The sequence below is a fragment of the Pseudomonas baltica genome (assembly GCF_014235765.1).
GTDB lineage: Bacteria > Pseudomonadota > Gammaproteobacteria > Pseudomonadales > Pseudomonadaceae > Aquipseudomonas > Aquipseudomonas baltica.
In genome coordinates this window covers 436,985-454,470 of sequence record NZ_JACMYH010000003.1, presented here as the reverse complement: position 1 = coordinate 454,470, position 17,486 = coordinate 436,985, and the positions used below count along the sequence as shown (strand labels likewise).

Sequence of the window (17,486 nt, the reverse complement as noted above, 5' to 3'; positions counted from 1 at the left end):
GTCGGTATTCAGGGCTGCACGAGGCTCAGATTCTGCTCGGCCATGGCCGCCAGCAGGCCCTGCAGTGTCCAGAACCTGCGTCCATGGACCTTGTCCCAACTGGGCCGCGACAACCAGTAGCGGCCCAGCGTCTTCTCGACGGGCGTGTGGTAGATGTTGCCGTCGCGACTCAGGTGCACCACCTGGCGCTTGCCTTCTACCTTCTGCAGGTAGAAGGAGCCGGGATGAATCAACCGCGGCGGCGCCGGTTGCAGACCGACGGGCGTGTGGGTCAGCAAGGCTTCCATCTCGGTGGCCAAAGCTAGCTGCGACGCAGTGAGCTCGCCAGTGCCAGCCGACGGACGCAGATGCTGGGTGGGTACTTCCAGCTCCAGCAGAAAGTCGGCTTTGACCATGCCCTGATTGAAATGGGTCTCGAAGCCCGGATCCGAACGCAGGCCAGGTCTGCCGCCGGCATCCGGCGTACTGACCCGTACCCCGATGGCCTTGTTGAGTTCGGCCAGGCCTGGCGTGCCCTTGAAGGTGTTGGCGTGGCTGTTGCCCACCAGCGCCACCCACTTGTGCTCGCCCGTGGCGTGCTGATGGTCGGCAATGACCCGGGTTGCCAGGTAGCTGAACATGCGCTGACGCGCCGTGCTGCGCGCATCCATCACGCCCTTGGCATACCAGCTGGCAGCGCAATCGAGGCTGACCACCTGCAGACCGGCGTCGTGGGCCTTGACCACCACCTGCTCGAAGGTGAAAGGCTGCCCCGCGTCCACTCTGTGGCCGGTGTCAAGCGACTGCAACCGGGCTTTCAACGCCGGCGTCATGACGCCGCTGCCATTGAAGGCTTTGAGGTCGTCGGCCAGGAAATCCATTGGCAGATGCTCGAAGTACAAGGTCTTCACGCCAGTGGCTGCAAGCGTCGCGAAGTTGTCGATCAGAAACCGCTTGGAGGCTGCCGAGGAATGGGCTTCCCCCACCACCAGGCCATTGGCGTTTTCATACACGGCGGCAATCAAGGCAGCAGGTTGAACGTCGCTGGCCAGCACCGGCAGCGGCACGCGCGGTTCGCGCGGTGTGTGCTCGAGGTAGGCATCGGCGTCCTGCAACAACTGCCGGCGCTGGGCGAAGAACCGACTGCGGGCTGCATCCCCCGGCATGGCCTGCAGCGACGCAGCCATTTCATCGAGGTTGTAGCGCCCCCCTCGGGCCAGTACCTGGCTCATGACCGGACGATCATCCGGTACGATTAGGTAGTCGCCCATGGCGCTGGGGCCGGCAGTGGCCCCGGTGCTGCTTCCTGCACGCGAGCGGCCGCCGGCGCGTAAACCGGTATCCAGATGAGTGACGAAGCGTCCATCGGGGCCTGGTCGAACCGGATGTTCGTGGTTGTTGGCTGCGGTTCGACGCAGGCGCAAAGTGAGTTCGCCGCGGCGACGAAACACTTCGTAGGCCTGGCCATCCTGCCAGAGATAGAGCTTGCCGCCCTGTTTCCAGGTACCGGCGTCGGGTCCGCGCTGGAGCCTGGCGCCGACCAGGCTGACCGACGTCTCGTGGCCTGCGAAACCGTCGAGCCGCGTTCGCTGCGAGCTTACCTGCAGCGCAGCCGGGCGCAGGCCCTGGCGCGGCTTCAAACTGCCGCGCGCGACTTTGGCAGCCGCCATCCCCGGCAGAAATGACAGCAGGGCGAAACCGAAGTTGAGTTCGGCCGATGCCAGGCGGCGCAAGCCCAGCGCGGGGTCACTGCCCGCAAAGGCCTGCACCGCCTGCCTGGCGTCATGCCAGCCGTCGCTGAGCTGCATCAGCGTACCGATACCCGGCAGGTAGGCAAGCCCGGACATCAATAACTGTTGACCACCCTCGCGCAGTTGCCGCGCGAAAGCCGCACGCACATCCTCGCGGCTGCGAGAGATGAGGCTGGCATCATCGAGCAGCTTCGATCGGTGATCGCGCAGCAGTTTGGTCGCCAGCGGCCAGACAGGATCGGCCAACGGGGAAAACTTGATGAAGCGGCCATAGCTGCGTTGATAAGCCTGCTCGATGTAGCTTTCGCGCGCGGCCGTGGGTTGGCCGACGCCCGCTTGCCCCGCCAACCACCGGCGCACCGATGCGCTGCGCAGGCGCAACAACAGGCTGTCGCGCAGGCCTTGAACACTGGTTGCCTGGATGAAGTGAGCGCCGTGCGGCACATCGGGCAGGTACAGGCAGTGAAGGTCTTGGGCGGGTGCCTGGATCAGCAGCAGGCCGCTGGGCAAGTCAGCCTGGCCGGGGCCAAGGCTCAGGGTGACCGCGCCGAGTGACACCCCCAGCGCCGCTTGCGCGGCGGCGGACCTGCACTGCGCCGCCCTTTCCAGCATCTGCCAGACCTGCTCGGTCAGCCAACCCTGACACCAGGCGCCAAACGCCTGCAGCCTGAATGCCGCGCTGTAGGGCAGCGCCATGATCTGCCCGTGCAGCGCGGGCCTGGCCGACGCACCCGCAGCGATGGTGAACAGCGCCTGGACGCTTTCCCGATAACGCCGGGCCACATCGAGTTCAAGCACCAACCTGCGCAAGTAGGGGATGTCCAGGCCGGCCATGCTCACCTCGGCACCGGTGTCTCGATGCACCCATTGCGCATACCCCAGGCGCAAGGTCATCTGCCGGTCGATATTGAGCAAGGCCAATTCGACGATGCTGATCGTGGAATGCGCAGCGCTGGGCACCTGAATCTGCGAGGGCACATTGGGCACCGCCTTGACCTCGACACTGTCGGGCAGCCTCAGCAGCAGTCGCTCGGGGTCGATGCTCTGCTTCAGGTCGGCCCTGAGCCGTGTTTCGAGCAGATCGGCCGCGAAGGCCCGGATCGTGGTCGGCCGACCTTGCAGATACGCCTCCTGGCCCGCCGCCAGCCGGTTGTAGTCATCGAGCAGGCCGGCATAGTGGTTTCGCTGGGTCTGCCCCGCTGTCGCCAGCCAGCGAGGCAACGCCTGCAACACGGCCTGCAGACGGCGCTGCTCAGCGATATGGCCGATGGCTGTTTCTCGTATGCCGTGCGCCGGTTGCCGCAATGCGCTCGCCAGCTCCTCTCGCAGACGCTGCCGGCCTTGGTCATCGGGCATCCGCGCTGCTGCCTGATCGTACCGATCGATGGTCGCGCGAAGGTGGCTGTCGATCCAGTCTCCTTCGACCGGCGTGGTCACCAGTGGCAGTTTTTCCAGCGCCAGCAGCGGTGCCAGGCGTTTCTGCGTATCAGCAGGGAAGCGCGCCCAGAGCGCGGTGAAGGTGGGGTCACGCAGACTGGCCGTGACGCACTGCAACAGTTGCTCGAGCGAAGCGAAGCGACGCACGCCACCGCTCTCTCCTGTCTGGAACAGCAGCGCAGGCACGACCTGTTCGGTGTTCACCCACACGCTGGCCGCAGCGATGATGTAGGCTCCAGGCAGCGTGCAGGCATAGGTCGCCTCGCCCACCGCCAATTCGGCGACCACCGTACCCTCCGCGCCCCGCAGGTGAGCGTCCGGCTGATTCATGACCTCCAGTATCCGCTCAAGGTCGGCCTGCGCAAGCGTGCCCTCGCAGACTTGCAGCCCGGCGTCATGGCGCAGGGCGTTGCTCAGTTCCAGCGCCAGCGAATGCTGGCGCGACAGGCCCTGCCCCCTGTCGTGGGCCCAGAATGCACGGGTAGGCCAGGACGCCTCTGTGGTCAGTGCCTCGAGCAGCTGTCGAGTCTTGCCTTGCGCCGCTTGCCAGGCACCGTGGAGCTGACGGTAATGCCTGTGTTCAGGGCTGTCCAGGGCATCACCTGCATACCCTTGGACACCTCCTTCGCAGGCATCCAGCTTCTGCTTGAGCAACGCCGTGGCGATATCCGGCGTGATGCCGCCAAAGGTCAGCAGCGCCCGCTGGCGCTCGCCATCCGCCCTGATGGCAGCAGCCACCACGGCACTGATGGCCTTGGGCAGAGGAAGCCAGAAGTGTGCCGATCGCTGCCCTGACTCACTGTATTCAGGCGGTGATCCAGCTTCGGCCTGGGCCACCACTTGGCTGGCGATACTGGTCCGCAAACCATGTTCGAGTACGCGCGCTGTGTGTGGAACGAAACGCACCCTGGCGCCCAGGCTTGTGGAAAGGCCCGATAGGCCGTTTGCCGAGAACTGCAAGGCCAGGCGCTGCCGCAGCACGTGGCCCTGGGCGGAAAACAGATACTCGATCAGGCCACGTCCAGCCTCGGTGGCGCAGCCGAACTCGAACAACTGCTGCTCCAGCCCAGGGCACACCAGCAAACAGCGTCCTCCACCCCGGCGCTCGATCAACTCGGCGCCGGGCAGCATGGCGTGTGTGCCGTCGCTGGCCAGCAGCGTTACCGTGCTGCACACCAGCAGTACGGCGTCCTCGCCTGGCTGCAGAGCGTCCAGCAACAGCCTGCGCCCGGCCTCGGTCACTTCGCCCAACGCTGCCAGCAGCTGAGCGCGATGCATCAGGTCTTCGGCGCGCAGCGCCTCTGCGTGTTGTAACCGCGATAACACGGTGCCAGGGGCCAGGTCACTCCAATAAAGGTCGGTGTCCGTTTGCAGCTGCGCCCGGGCTTGGTGATCGAGAGACTGGAGCAGCGGTGCCCCTGCCGCCAGGTTCTGCTGCGCGAGCGTTGTCTGGGCAACGGCATCGACCAGGCTCTGCAGGCGATTGAGCAAAGGGGTGCGCAGGTGGTCTTGCCCGATATGGGTATTGAGCAGGCTGTTCAGTTGTTCATCGAGTGAGGTGTCCATGGGTTCGCTCTTGCACATTGGGCGACCACTCTGGACAGCACGGCTCACAACAGCGCGCTACATAAGCGCTACCACCAGACGACGCTCTGTTGGTTGGTGGATACGAAGCCCGGCACTGCTTGCATGATTGGCCCAACTAGCAGGAGGCTTCCTTCTCTTGCCGATGAATCCTCCTACAGCGCAAACAGGCCGGTCCGAAAGAGGCTTCCCAAACATCCACGCGATACTTCCTACGCCGAAACAAAAACCTATGCACTCCCCTTGGAAAGGAGAAAGGGTGCTGATTCTTACAAACGCCCTCCTCCACATATGCAAGGCGCATCCGTAAGTCCTGTAGGACTTTTCCTGCCCGTAACACCACAGCATGGCTGCTGGTGGCCGTCTGCAACACCGCCGACGTGTGATGATTCCACGCAAGGCTTTGACAGTTATGCATTTACACAGGTTATTATCCCTTGGCACGCAGCCTGCATAAGCGACTGCCTTTTCACCTCGTTTTCAGAAACCGGAGTACCGCCCTTGGATGCCACCTTCATCAACAGCCTGTTCTTGATCGGCGCGTTGCTGGTAGGTGCGAGCATTCTGGTCAGCTCGCTTTCCTCCCGCCTGGGCATTCCCATTCTGGTGATCATCCTGGCCGTAGGCATGGCCGCCGGGGTGGACGGCGGCGGTATCATCTTCAATAACTACCCCACGGCCTATCTGGTCGGTAACCTGGCGCTGGCGGTAATCCTGCTCGATGGCGGCCTGCGCACGCGGGTATCGAGCTTTCGCGTGGCGTTGTGGCCTGCCCTGTCGCTGGCCACAGTGGGGGTGCTGATCACCACCGCGCTGACTGGCGCAGTCGCCGCCTGGCTGTTCGACCTGAGCATGATCCAGGGGCTGTTGATCGGAGCCATCGTCGGCTCCACCGATGCGGCGGCGGTGTTCTCGCTGCTGGGCGGCAAGGGCCTGAACGAACGGGTGACCGCCACGCTCGAGATCGAATCGGGCAGCAACGATCCCATGGCGGTGTTCCTCACCGTGACCCTGATCGACATGATCGCCAGCGGCCAGACCGGCCTGCATTGGGGCCTGCTGGGGCACCTGCTGCGCGAGTTCGGCATTGGCGGCGTCATTGGCCTGGGCGGCGGCTGGGTCATGCTGCAACTGGTCAACCGCATCAACCTGGCCGCCGGCCTGTATCCGATCCTGGTGGTAGCCGGTGGCCTGCTGGTGTTCGCTCTGACCAACGCGCTGCACGGCAGCGGCTTCCTGGCTGTCTACCTGTGCGGCCTGGTGATGGGCAACAAGCCGATCCGCAGCCGCCATGGCATTCTGCACATGCTCGATGGCATGGCCTGGCTGGCGCAGATCGGCATGTTCCTGGTGCTGGGGCTGCTGGTCACGCCCCACGACCTGCTGCCCATCGCCCTGCCCGCGCTCGCACTGGCCCTGTGGATGATCCTGGTCGCGCGGCCGCTGTCGGTGATGGTCGGCCTGCTGCCATTCAAGGCGTTCCATGGCCGCGAAAAAGCCTTCATTTCGTGGGTCGGCCTGCGCGGCGCGGTACCGATCATTCTTGCGGTGTTCCCGCTGATGGCCGGGCTGCCGGACGCGCAGCTGTTCTTCAACCTGGCGTTCTTCATCGTACTGGTGTCGCTACTGGTACAAGGCACCAGCCTGCCGTGGGTAGCCAAACTGCTCAAGGTCACCGTGCCGCCGGATCCCGCGCCGATCTCGCGTTCGGCCCTCGAGGTGCACATCACCAGCGAGTGGGAGCTGTTCGTGTATCGCCTGGGTGCGGAAAAGTGGTGCATCGGAGCAGCCCTGCGCGAGCTGAAAATGCCCGAAGGCACACGTATTGCCGCACTGTTCCGCGGCCAGCAATTGCTCCACCCATCCGGCAGTACGGTGCTGGAAGTGGACGACCTGCTGTGCGTGATCGGTCACGAGCACAACCTGCCGGCCTTGGGCAAACTGTTCAGCCAGGCACCGCAGCGCGGTCTGGACCTGCGTTTCTTCGGCGACTTCGTCCTCGAAGGCGACGCGCAATTGGGCGCAGTGTCGGCGCTCTACGGCCTCAAGCTCGATGGGCTCGACCCGCAGATGCCGCTCAGCCGCTTCATCATTCAGCGGGTTGGCGGCGCGCCGATCGTTGGCGACCACGTAGAATGGAACGGCACCGTCTGGACGGTCGCGGTCATGGACGGAAACCGGATCATGAAAGTGGGCGTCAGATTCCCCGAAGGAAGTCGTCCAGGGCCTGGGCTCTTCCTTTGAATTCCTGGCGAATGAATTCAAGCCCGCTGATGAATGAACGGTCTGCGTACTCAACAACGCTAATACGACCGTTCATCCTGTAAAAAAACATTCAGTTCCCCAACTTTGTACAGACTTTAACTACTGAAGCGGAATACCTTTTTTACTCAGCAAGTTGCGAACAGTGTGCAACATTGCAAAGCCCCTCCCCTTTGATTTCTGCCGTTTCCGCTGGCGCGACCATTACATTGACCCTGCTAGCCTGATTGTGTCTCAACTTCCATCAGGCCAAGCCCATGCTCCCGGATACCGTACTTTCTTTTCAAGACGCAGCGGTAAATGCGCGACTGTACAACGGCTCCCAGTCACAAAGTTTCCTGTTGACCGGGAACGCTGGTGAAGATCAATTCGTGCAAAACCGCTACACCCGTTACCGCTTGAGTTGCGAAGGCACCCGACTGTGGGCGCAGCCGGAAGAAGACGTTCGCACACAACGCTTCCGAATCAGGCGCTACTCGGATGACACCGTATCGATCCAGTCAGTACTGACAGGGTACGTGCTGACCTTCAATCATCAGACACCGACCATGGAGATCCTGGTGGCCGGCAACTTGAACCAGCGCTTCCGGCTGGTCACCCAGGGCGATGGCTCCATAGGCATCCGAAGGCACCGCTGGGCGACGTTCGAGGCCACCGTGGACCGTTTCGCGGCCGTGTATCGACTGGGTACGCGCTTTCCCCTGATGAACCGGCAACCAACAGGTTTCTACGCCCCCAAGAATAGCGCTTTCAAAGTGATCGTCGTACACACGGACACCCCGCCCATCGCGATGAACCTGTTCATTGGCGCCCCTTACGCCGACACGGACACGCAATACTCCCAGCAACGAACTTATCCCCTTCAACTTGGCACCAATACCATTACCGATCCTGGTGGAGGGGTCATCTACTTCCAACTGGCCAATGAAATAAACGCCGCCAATGTCATCATTCTGGGTGCACAGGAACTTCCCTACTTCGAGCACGGCAATACCTCAACAGCGGTCTATCACGCCATGCTCGATGCGCGGCCAACCCCGTACGTGGAGTTGTACAGTGCCCGGGTCGTTCTGACCGTCGATCGGGCGTCGGCGCAGGCTTACAAGAACAGTGACATACCGCTGCTGATGGCAACTTACGAGCGCATCATTGACGTGCAAGAGACGTTACTGGGTCTGGACAAGGCAGAAGAACTTCATGCACCGGCTCCGCTGAAATATCATCTTGTACTGGGTAACCACGGTGGCGCTGGATCGGCCCATGCCACCACCGGGTACACGGCATACAACATGGCGTATGCACGAGGGCTGCTTGAACCCGAGCGCCTCAAGGCGGAGTGGGCAGTGCCTCACGAAATAGGCCATCAGAACCAGATGCGCGCCTACCTGCCCAATGATTTCAGCGAAGTGACCAACAACCTTTCCGCCATGGCGACCCAGCGGGTATTCGGTGTGCGGTCGAATCTGACTCACCCCGGCGCGAACGGCAAGGACACCTGGGACAATGCGCTGGAAAAGCAGGCCGCGTCTGATCTGGACATAACCCAGCTATCTGCGTTCGAGCGTCTTGCAGCCCTGGAGCAACTACGCCTCGGGTTCGGCGACACTTTTTGGCCACGGTTGAACCGGATTGCCCGTGAGCATGGCCCTTGGAGCACAACGCCCTCGCGAGCCCAATCGTTCGATAACTTAGCACTGTTTGGGAGCATGGCCGCTTGGGCTGATCTGCGAGCCTTCGTGCGCGCCTGGGGGATGCCTCTTTCAACGGCAGCCGATCAGCAAATTGCCGAGATGCGCCTGCCTGCGCCGCCTGCAGATCTGCTGACGCTCAGGGAGCCTCGGGCTGGAGTGAGTGCGAGCTCCGGCCCTGAGAAAGAGCCGGAATGTGGCACCGAGCCGCCCGGCGACACGTCTCTGCTCAAAGGTACCTAGACTGGCTCGAAGGGCTCTGGCTCCAGCGATTTGGTCGGGGCCGCAGTCCGGGCCCGCCCAAGACTGTGCGACGGACCGAAGGGGCATGAACCGGACTGTTCACGTGACATAGCCTGGCCTGCGTCAGGCAATGCGGTCATGCACGGGAACCGGATCATGAAAGTGGGCGTCAAACTGCGCGAAGGAAGTGGTCCAGGGCCTGGACTCTTCCTTTAAACTGCCCATCTCTCTTCGAGCTGTACGACGTCTAACCTATGCGCAATTTTCTTTCCGCAGCCCTGCTGGGGCTGTGCATGGCTGTCGCCGGCGTTCAGGCTGCCGACCCCCTCAACCGTGAAACGGTGCAACAGAACCTCGACAAGATCGCCGAGCGCAAGCTGCCAGAAGCCGACCAGAAGGCGCTGCAGCAGGTGTTCGAGCAGACCCTGGGGCTGCTTGGCAACCAGGCCGACAATGAACGCAAGCTGGCCGAGCTCAAGCAGCAACTGGCCGATGCGCCGAAGCAGACCCTGGAGGCGCAGCGCGAGCTGAGCCGTCTCAAGGGCATGCCGATCATCCCTGTGAGCCAGCGCTATGCCACCTTGAGCGTGCCGCAGCTGGAGCAGATCTTCAGCGAGCGCACCACCGAGCAGGGCGAATTGCAAAAGGCCTTGTCCGATGCCAACAGCCTGATCATCACCGCGCAGACCCGCCCGGAACGCGCGCAGACCGAAATCAGCGCCAGCCAGAACCGTATCCAGCAGATCAGCGGCATTCTCAAGTTGGGCAAGAACGACGGCAAGGCGCTGACCCCCGACACGCGCAACCAGTTGGCGGCCGAACAGGCGTCGATCAATGCCTTGATCAACCTGCGCCGCCAGGAGCTGGCCGGCAACAGTACCCTGCAGGACCTGGGCAATGCCCGTCACGACCTGGTGCTGGAGAAGACCACCCGTTTGGAGCAGGAAATCCAGGACCTGCAGACGCTGATCAACCAGAAGCGCCTGGCGCAGTCCCAGGAAACCGTCACCAAGCAGTCGCTGGAAGCACAGAAAGCCGGCGGCAGCAGCGTGCTGGCCACGGAGAGTGCAACCAACGTCAAGCTGTCCGACTACCTGCTGCGCAGCACCGACCGGCTCAACGAGCTGACCCAGCAGAACCTCAAGACCCGCCAGCAGCTGGACAGCGTGACGCAGAGCGACCAGGCCCTGGACGAGCAGATCAGCGTGCTCAAGGGCAGCCTGCTGTTGTCCAAGATTCTCTACAAACAGAAGCAGGCGTTGCCGCACTTGAAGGTCGATCGCGACCTGGCCGATGAGATCGCCGACATCCGCCTGTATCAGTTCGAAGTCAACCAGCAGCGCGAAGCCATCGGCAACCCGGCGGCGTACGTGGACAACCTGATGGTCAATCAGCCACAGGACCAGAACGCGCCGCAATTGCGCAAAAGCCTGTTGGAGTTGGCGGTCACCCGCAGCGACCTGCTCGAACGCCTGAACCGGGAACTGAGCGCACTGCTCAACGAGTCGATCACCCTGCAGCTCAATCAGAAGCAACTGCTCAGCACCGCGCAAGGCCTGCGTGCCACGCTGGACGAGCAGATGTTCTGGATCCCCAGCAACAAACCGCTGGATGACGAGTGGTTCAAAGCCGTGCCACGACGCCTGGAAAACCAGGTCACCACCCTGCCCTGGGCATCGAGCGTAAGCGAACTGACCGATGGCCTGGTGCAGCGGCCGTTGCTGTTCCTGCCCCTGCTGCTGGTGATCGGCCTGCTGCAGTGGAAGCGCAAGTTTCTCTACCAGAAGCTCAATGCGGTGCATCAGGACATCGGTCACTTCAAGCGCGACCGGCAATGGCACACACCGGCGGCGATTCTGATCAACATTCTGCTGGCCATGCCCATGGCCCTGGGCCTGGCCCTGTGCGGCTACGCCCTGCTGATCGATGCTCGCGGGCAGAATGCCGGTCTTGGCGCGGCCATGTTGCAGATCGCCCAAGCCTGGCTGGTGTTCTACACCGCCTATCGCATCCTCGCCCCCGGCGGCGTGGCCGAGCTGCATTTTCGCTGGGAGCGTGCGCAGGTGGCCTTCCTCCAGGGCTGGGTGCGCCGGCTGGGCTTCGTCGTGCTGGCGCTGGTGTCGGTGGTGGCGGTGGCCGAACTGCAACCCTCGGCGCTGGCGGATGACGTACTCGGCATTGCCGTGGTGCTGACCTGCTACGCGTTGATGGCTTGGCTGCTGGGACGCTTGTTGGTCAGCAGCCCGACCCACAAGAGCGCTTCGCTGTTCCGCCGTACCATCGGCCTGCTGTTCACCGCGCTGCCGATCGCGCTGTTCGTGGCTGTGTGTTTTGGCTACTACTACACGGCGCTCAAGCTCACCGACCGGCTGATCGACACCCTGTATCTGCTGATGATCTGGCTGGTCATCGAAGCCGCATTCGTGCGTGGCCTGAGCGTCGCCGCCCGGCGCCTGGCCTACCAACGGGCACTGGCCAAGCGGCAGACGGCGAAGGACAGCGGCGAAGGCGAAGCAGTCGCCGAAGAGCCGACCCTGGACATCGAGCAGGTCAACCAGCAGTCCCTGCGCCTGGTGCGCCTGGCCTTGCTGGCCGGCTTCATCGGGGCGCTGTACTGGGTCTGGAGCGATTTGATCAGCGTGTTCGCCTATCTGGACAACATCACTCTGTACGAGTACACCAGCGGCACCGGCGCGGCCATGAGCATGGTGCCGATCAGCCTCAGCGACTTCATCGGTGCGGCGGTGATCATCGGTATCACCTTCGTGCTGGCCGGCAACCTGCCGGGGCTGCTGGAGGTGCTGGTGCTGTCCAAGCTCAACCTGGCCCAGGGCAGCGCCTACGCCACCACGACGCTGTTGTCGTACGTGATCGCCGGGGTGGGTTTCGTGTCCACGCTGTCGACCCTGGGGGTGAGCTGGGACAAGCTGCAGTGGCTGGTCGCGGCGCTCTCGGTAGGGCTGGGTTTCGGCATGCAGGAGATCTTCGCCAATTTCATTTCCGGCATCATGATTCTGTTCGAGCGCCCGGTGCGCATCGGCGACACCATCACCATCGGCAACCTGTCGGGAACGGTGAGCAAGATCCGCATTCGCGCCACCACCATCACCGACTTCGATCGCAAGGACATCATCGTCCCCAACAAGACCTTCATCACCGGGCAACTGATCAACTGGTCGCTGACCGACACCATCACCCGGGTGACGTTGAAGCTGGGCGTGGACTACGGCTCGGACCTGGACCTGGTGCGCACCCTGCTGCTCAAGGCTGCGCGGGACAACCCGCGGGTGCTCAAGGACCCGGAGCCACTGGTGTATTTCCTCAACTTCGGCGAAAGCACCCTAGACCACGAATTGCGCATGCACGTGCGTGACCTGGGTGACCGCAACCCGGTCCTGGACGAGATCAACCGCTTCATCAACAAGGAATTCAAGCGCCAGAACATCAACATTTCGTTCCGGCAAATGGAGATCTACCTGAAGAACACCACCGGCCGCGAGTACAAGCTGGTGCCCGCCGAGCCTGGAGAAAGTGCCGGCACCCTGCAGCCGGCGGCGACGCCTGCGCCGGCCGAGCCACCGAGCGCACCCCAGGCCGTGGAAGCACCCAAGCCACCGCCCTCGAAACTTGACTGAGCGCACCGCGCCAACGGAGAACGCACATGAAAGGCCTCGATGAACTGATCTTCGACAACCGCTTCGCCCGCCTGGGCGACGTTTTCTCCACCCACGTGCTGCCCGAGCCGATCGACAACCCACGGCTGGTAGTAGCCAGCGATGCGGCGATGAGCCTGCTGGACCTGGACCCGGCATGCGCCCGGACGCCACTGTTCGCCGAGCTGTTCAGCGGGCACAAACTGTGGAGCGAGACCGAACCACGGGCGATGATCTACTCGGGCCATCAGTTCGGCGGTTACACGCCACAGCTGGGCGATGGCCGCGGGGTGCTGCTGGGCGAGGTGTACAACGAGGCCGGCGAGCACTGGGACCTGCATCTCAAGGGTGCCGGGCAGACGCCCTACTCGCGGATGGGCGATGGCCGGGCGGTGCTGCGCTCCTCGATCCGCGAGTTCCTTGCTTCCGAAGCCTTGCATGCCTTGGGCATTCCCAGCAGTCGCGCACTGTGCGTGATTGCATCGGACACCCCGGTGTGGCGCGAGAAACAGGAACGCGCTGCCATGCTCCTGCGCCTTTCCCCCAGCCATGTGCGTTTCGGGCACTTCGAGTACTTCTACTACACCCGCCAACCTGAACTGCAGAAACAGCTGGTCGACCATGTGCTGGCAGCCCACTTCCCCGGCTGTGCAACCCAACCCGAACCCTACCTCGACATGTTCCGCGAAGTCGTCGAGCGCAACGCCGAACTGATCGCCCAGTGGCAGGCCTACGGGTTCTGTCATGGGGTGATGAACACCGACAACATGTCGATTCTGGGCATTACCTTCGACTTCGGGCCGTACGCCTTCCTCGACGATTTCGATGCGAATTTCATCTGCAACCACTCCGACCATCAAGGCCGCTACAGCTTCAGCAACCAGGTGCCCGTGGCGCACTGGAACCTCAGTGCCCTGGCTCAGTCGTTGACGCCGCTGATCAGCGTGGAGGCGCTGCAGGAAGCGTTAGCGTTGTTCTTGCCACTGTACGAGGCGGCCTGGCTGGACATCATGCGGCGGCGGCTGGGTTTCACCCTGGCCGAAGAGGGCGACAAGGTGTTGCTCGAACGTCTGCTGGGGCTGATGCAGAACAGCGGTGTGGACTACAACCTGTTCTTCCGCCGCCTGGGTGAGGATGGCTCGCTGGCCGTGCTGCGCGACGATTTCGTCGATATCCAGGGCTTCGATGCCTGGGCAGGCGATTACCAGGCGCGCATGGAGCGCGATGTGGTGGAAGGCCGCACGGAACGCATGAACCAGGTCAACCCGTTGTATATCCTGCGCAATTACCTGGCGCAAAAAGCCATCGATGCGGCCGAAGACGGTGACTATTCGGAGGTGCGCCGCCTGCACCAGGTGCTTTGCAATCCATTCGAAGCGCAGCCGGGCATGGAAGGTTACGCCGAACGGCCACCGGAGTGGGGCAAGCATCTGGAGATTAGTTGTTCGTCGTGAGCAACACTGGCCGCGAACGCTGCACCGCAGTGCATCAGGCAGACCGCATCCTGCCCTTCGCGGCCGATGACCGCTCCTACGGAGTAGGCTGTGGCGCTTGGGTTGATAACCGATCTTTCTGCCTCCAGATACGCACGGGCCATCTTTCAAATCGGAGCCGGACATGAGCGACTCACTGGTAATCCCCTGCCCGCAGTGCAACGGGCTCAATCGCATTCCTGCTTTGCGCCTGACCGACCAGCCCAAATGCGGGCGGTGCAAGGCGGCGGTGTTGCTCGATACACCCTTCGAGCTGACTCAAGGCGACTATGCCAGCCAGATCAAGGGCGATCTGCCGCTGCTGGTGGACGTCTGGGCCGACTGGTGCGGGCCATGCAAATCCTTTGCGCCGGTGTTTGAGCGGGCGGCGGGGCAACTGCAGGGGCGATGCCGACTGGCCAAGCTGGACAGCCAGGCCAACCCGCAGCTGTCCACGCAACTTGGCATCCGCTCGATACCGAGTTTGATCCTGTTCAAGAATGGTCGAGAAGTGGCGCGGCAGAGCGGCGCGATGCCGCTGCCGCAGTTGCTGGCCTGGCTTGCTGCCCAGGGTATCGCCAACCTGTAGCAACCTGATGCACCGCATCGAGGCCGGACGCGGCTTGCGCCGCTGCTACAGGGAATTGAGCAAGGCCCGCCATTGGGTTGATCGCGGTGCGTGCACCAGCGGCGCAAGCCGCGTCAGCGAACGGCGCAGCGGGTCAGGCGAATCACCGTGCCCGTAGCAGCGGCGCAAGCCGCGTCGGCGAACGCCTCGGTGGATCAGGCAGATCGCGATGTAGCAGCGGCGCAAGCCGCGTCGGCGAACGGCGCGGTGGATCAGGCAGATCGCGGTGCCTGATTCGCGGCCGCAGACCGTTCCCTCAGCGATCACAGGTTTGCGAGGTCAGGCTTGTTCGAGCAGGTCATGCAGCTCGACGAACTGCTGGGTCAGCTTGTGTCGCGGGTCCAGGTAGATCAGCGGGATATTCAGCTCATGGGACTCGCGCATCTTGACCGAGCTGTTCAAATACACCGGCAGCACGGGCAAGCCCTCGGCGATCAGTTCGTCGAGCATCTGCTGAGGCAGGCTGGCCCGAGGCTGGAACTGGTTGACGACGATACCTTCGACTTCAAGACCCTCGTTGTGGTCCTCTTTCAACTCTGCGATTTCGCTCAGCAGCCCATAGAGCGCATGCCGGGAAAAGCTGTCGCAATCGAAGGGAATCAGCACCCGATCCGCAGCGATCAGCGCCGACACCGCATAGAAATTCAACGCCGGCGGCGTGTCGATATAGATCCGATCATAATCTTCACTGAGCTCGTCGAGCAGTTTGCGCAGCTTGTTGATCTTGTGCTTGGCTTCCAGCTTGGGCTGCAGATCAGCCAACTCCGCCGAAGCCGTGACTACATGCAGGTTGTCATAGGGCGTTTGATGGATATCCACCTTGCCTTTCTTGCTGGCCGGACCCGACGACAGGATCTGCTTGAAGAAGTCCGCGATGCCCATCGGAATATCGTTACCCGTCAGCCCGGTGAGGTACTGGGTAGAGTTGGCCTGGGCATCGAGGTCGATCAATAACGTGCGAAAGCCCTCGTTGGCACTGACGGCCGCCAGGTTGCAGGCAATGCTGGATTTGCCTACGCCGCCCTTCTGATTGAACACCACGCGCCGCATCTATATCCCTCCATGACAGGCAAAGCCTCGAGTGTAGCGGCCAGAATATTACAGTTGCTAGCACGCCGGGACGTTCATTCTCGGATTTTTCCTACAATTTCCTGCAGTCTCGGTGCTAGTGTTGGCAGAAATCATTAGCCAGCTATATAGTTTTTCAACTCCTGCCGCCCCCCTCCCGAGGTCACCGTGAAAACTGCTGTCGCGCCTGCTGCGCAAGCTGTTGATACCTCCCATCAAAACGCCGCTCAGTTCAACGAGCAGTACATCGAAAAAGGCACCCCGCAGTTCCTGCGCACGGTACTCGCCCTGTTCAGCGGCGGCTTCGCCACCTTTGCCCTGCTGTATTGCGTGCAACCCATGATGCCGATCCTGTCCCACGAGTTCGGCATCAACGCCGCCCAGAGCAGCCTGGTGCTGTCGGTGGCTACCGGGATGCTGGCCATCGGATTGCTGATCACCGGGCCGATTTCCGACAGTGTAGGACGCAAGCCGGTGATGGTGGCAGCCTTGTTCAGCGCAGCGCTGTGCACCCTCGGCAGTGCCTTGATGCCCACCTGGGACGGCGTGCTGTTGCTGCGCGCCTTGACCGGATTGAGCCTGAGCGGCCTGGCTGCGGTAGCCATGACCTACCTGAGCGAGGAAATTCATCCGCAACACATCGGTCTGGCAATGGGTTTGTACATTGGCGGCAACGCCATCGGCGGCATGAGCGGACGCCTGATCACCGGCGTGCTGATCGACTTCGTCAGTTGGCACACTGCACTGTTGGTGGTCGGCGGCCTGGCCCTGGTCGCAGCGGCGGTGTTCGTCAGGATCCTCCCGGAATCGCGTAACTTCCGCCCCCGCAAGATGAACCCACGTGGCTTGCTGGAAGGCTTCACCATGCACTTCAAGGATGCCGGCCTGCCGTGGCTGTTTCTCGAAGCGTTCCTGCTGATGGGCAGCTTCGTGACGCTGTTCAACTACATTGGCTACCGCCTGTTGGCCGAGCCCTACCACATGAGCCAGGCGCTGGTGGGGCTGCTGTCGGTGGTGTACCTGGCCGGCATCTACAGCTCGGCGCAGGTGGGCTCGCTGGCCGACAAGCATGGCCGACGCAGGGTGTTCTGGATGAGCATCGTGCTGATGTTCGCAGGCCTGCTGGTGACCCTGTTCAATCCGGTACCAGTGATCCTGCTGGGGATGCTGATGTTCACCTTTGGCTTTTTCGGTGCGCACTCGGTGGCCAGCAGCTGGATCGGACGGCGTGCGTTGACGGCCAAGGGGCAGGCGTCTTCGTTGTACCTGTTCAGTTATTACGCGGGGTCAAGCGTGGCCGGGACGGCGGGAGGGATGGCCTGGCACTACGGTGGCTGGACGGGTGTGGGCGGGTTCATTGCGGGGCTGTTGACGGTGGCGTTGGTGGTGGCGGCGAGGCTGGCGAAGTTGCAGCCGGTGGGGTCGCCCAAGTAAACCGCATACACCGCCGACGCGGCTTGCGCCGCTGCTACAGGGGTGAGGTGTTTCTGTAGCAGCGGTGCAAGCCGCGTCAGGTTTCAGCGCGAGCGTCCAGATGTACCGCGTACGCCGCCGACGCGGCTTGCGCCGCTGCTACAGGGGTGGGTGTTTCTGTAGCAGCGGTGCAAGCCGCGTCAGGTTTCAACGCGAGCGTCCAGATGTACCGCGTACGCCGCCGACGCGGCTTGCGCCGCTGCTACAGGGGCGGGTGTTTCTGTAGCAGCGGTGCAAGCCGCGTCAAG

Annotated in this window: 8 protein-coding genes; 6 read left to right on the top strand and 2 right to left on the bottom strand. The window is 62.7% G+C overall.

Annotation, left to right across the window (positions count from 1 at the left end; all coding sequences use genetic code 11):
* Positions 1-8 precede the first annotated feature (8 nt).
* A complete protein-coding gene (locus tag H7993_RS14425) occupies positions 9-4,733 on the bottom strand; it encodes a membrane-targeted effector domain-containing toxin (RefSeq protein ID WP_185794781.1) in 4,725 nt (1,574 codons plus the stop codon).
* A gap of 519 nt (positions 4,734-5,252) precedes the next feature.
* On the opposite strand from H7993_RS14425, the gene H7993_RS14420 reads away from it, so the two are divergent.
* From H7993_RS14420 to trxC, 5 genes are all read left to right on the top strand, one after another.
* Positions 5,253-6,995 (top strand): potassium/proton antiporter, encoded by a 1,743-nt coding sequence (locus H7993_RS14420; RefSeq protein ID WP_122479769.1) that lies wholly within the window; start codon positions 5,253-5,255, stop codon positions 6,993-6,995.
* Between the two features lie 275 nt (positions 6,996-7,270).
* Positions 7,271-8,944, top strand: coding sequence for a M60 family metallopeptidase (locus tag H7993_RS14415; protein WP_185794780.1), 1,674 nt, complete (start codon positions 7,271-7,273; stop codon positions 8,942-8,944).
* Between the two features lie 254 nt (positions 8,945-9,198).
* The gene (gene mscK, locus H7993_RS14410; protein ID WP_122479771.1) at positions 9,199-12,579 is read left to right on the top strand and encodes a mechanosensitive channel MscK; all 3,381 of its coding nucleotides are present in this window, start codon (positions 9,199-9,201) and stop codon (positions 12,577-12,579) included.
* A gap of 26 nt (positions 12,580-12,605) precedes the next feature.
* Positions 12,606-14,051 (top strand): protein adenylyltransferase SelO, encoded by a 1,446-nt coding sequence (gene selO, locus H7993_RS14405; protein ID WP_185794779.1) that lies wholly within the window; start codon positions 12,606-12,608, stop codon positions 14,049-14,051.
* 163 nt (positions 14,052-14,214) lie between these two features.
* Positions 14,215-14,658 (top strand): thioredoxin TrxC, encoded by a 444-nt coding sequence (gene trxC / locus H7993_RS14400; protein WP_185794778.1) that lies wholly within the window; start codon positions 14,215-14,217, stop codon positions 14,656-14,658.
* A gap of 318 nt (positions 14,659-14,976) precedes the next feature.
* On the opposite strand, the gene H7993_RS14395 is transcribed toward trxC, so the two are convergent.
* Positions 14,977-15,747 carry a ParA family protein gene (locus tag H7993_RS14395; protein WP_122479774.1) on the bottom strand — a complete coding sequence of 257 codons (771 nt, stop codon included), beginning with the start codon at positions 15,745-15,747 and terminating at the stop codon, positions 14,977-14,979.
* Between the two features lie 186 nt (positions 15,748-15,933).
* Here H7993_RS14395 and H7993_RS14390 point away from each other — a divergent pair, with 186 nt between their 5' ends.
* A complete protein-coding gene (locus H7993_RS14390) occupies positions 15,934-17,199 on the top strand; it encodes an MFS transporter (RefSeq protein WP_185794777.1) in 1,266 nt (421 codons plus the stop codon).
* The last annotated feature ends 287 nt before the right edge of the window (positions 17,200-17,486 follow it).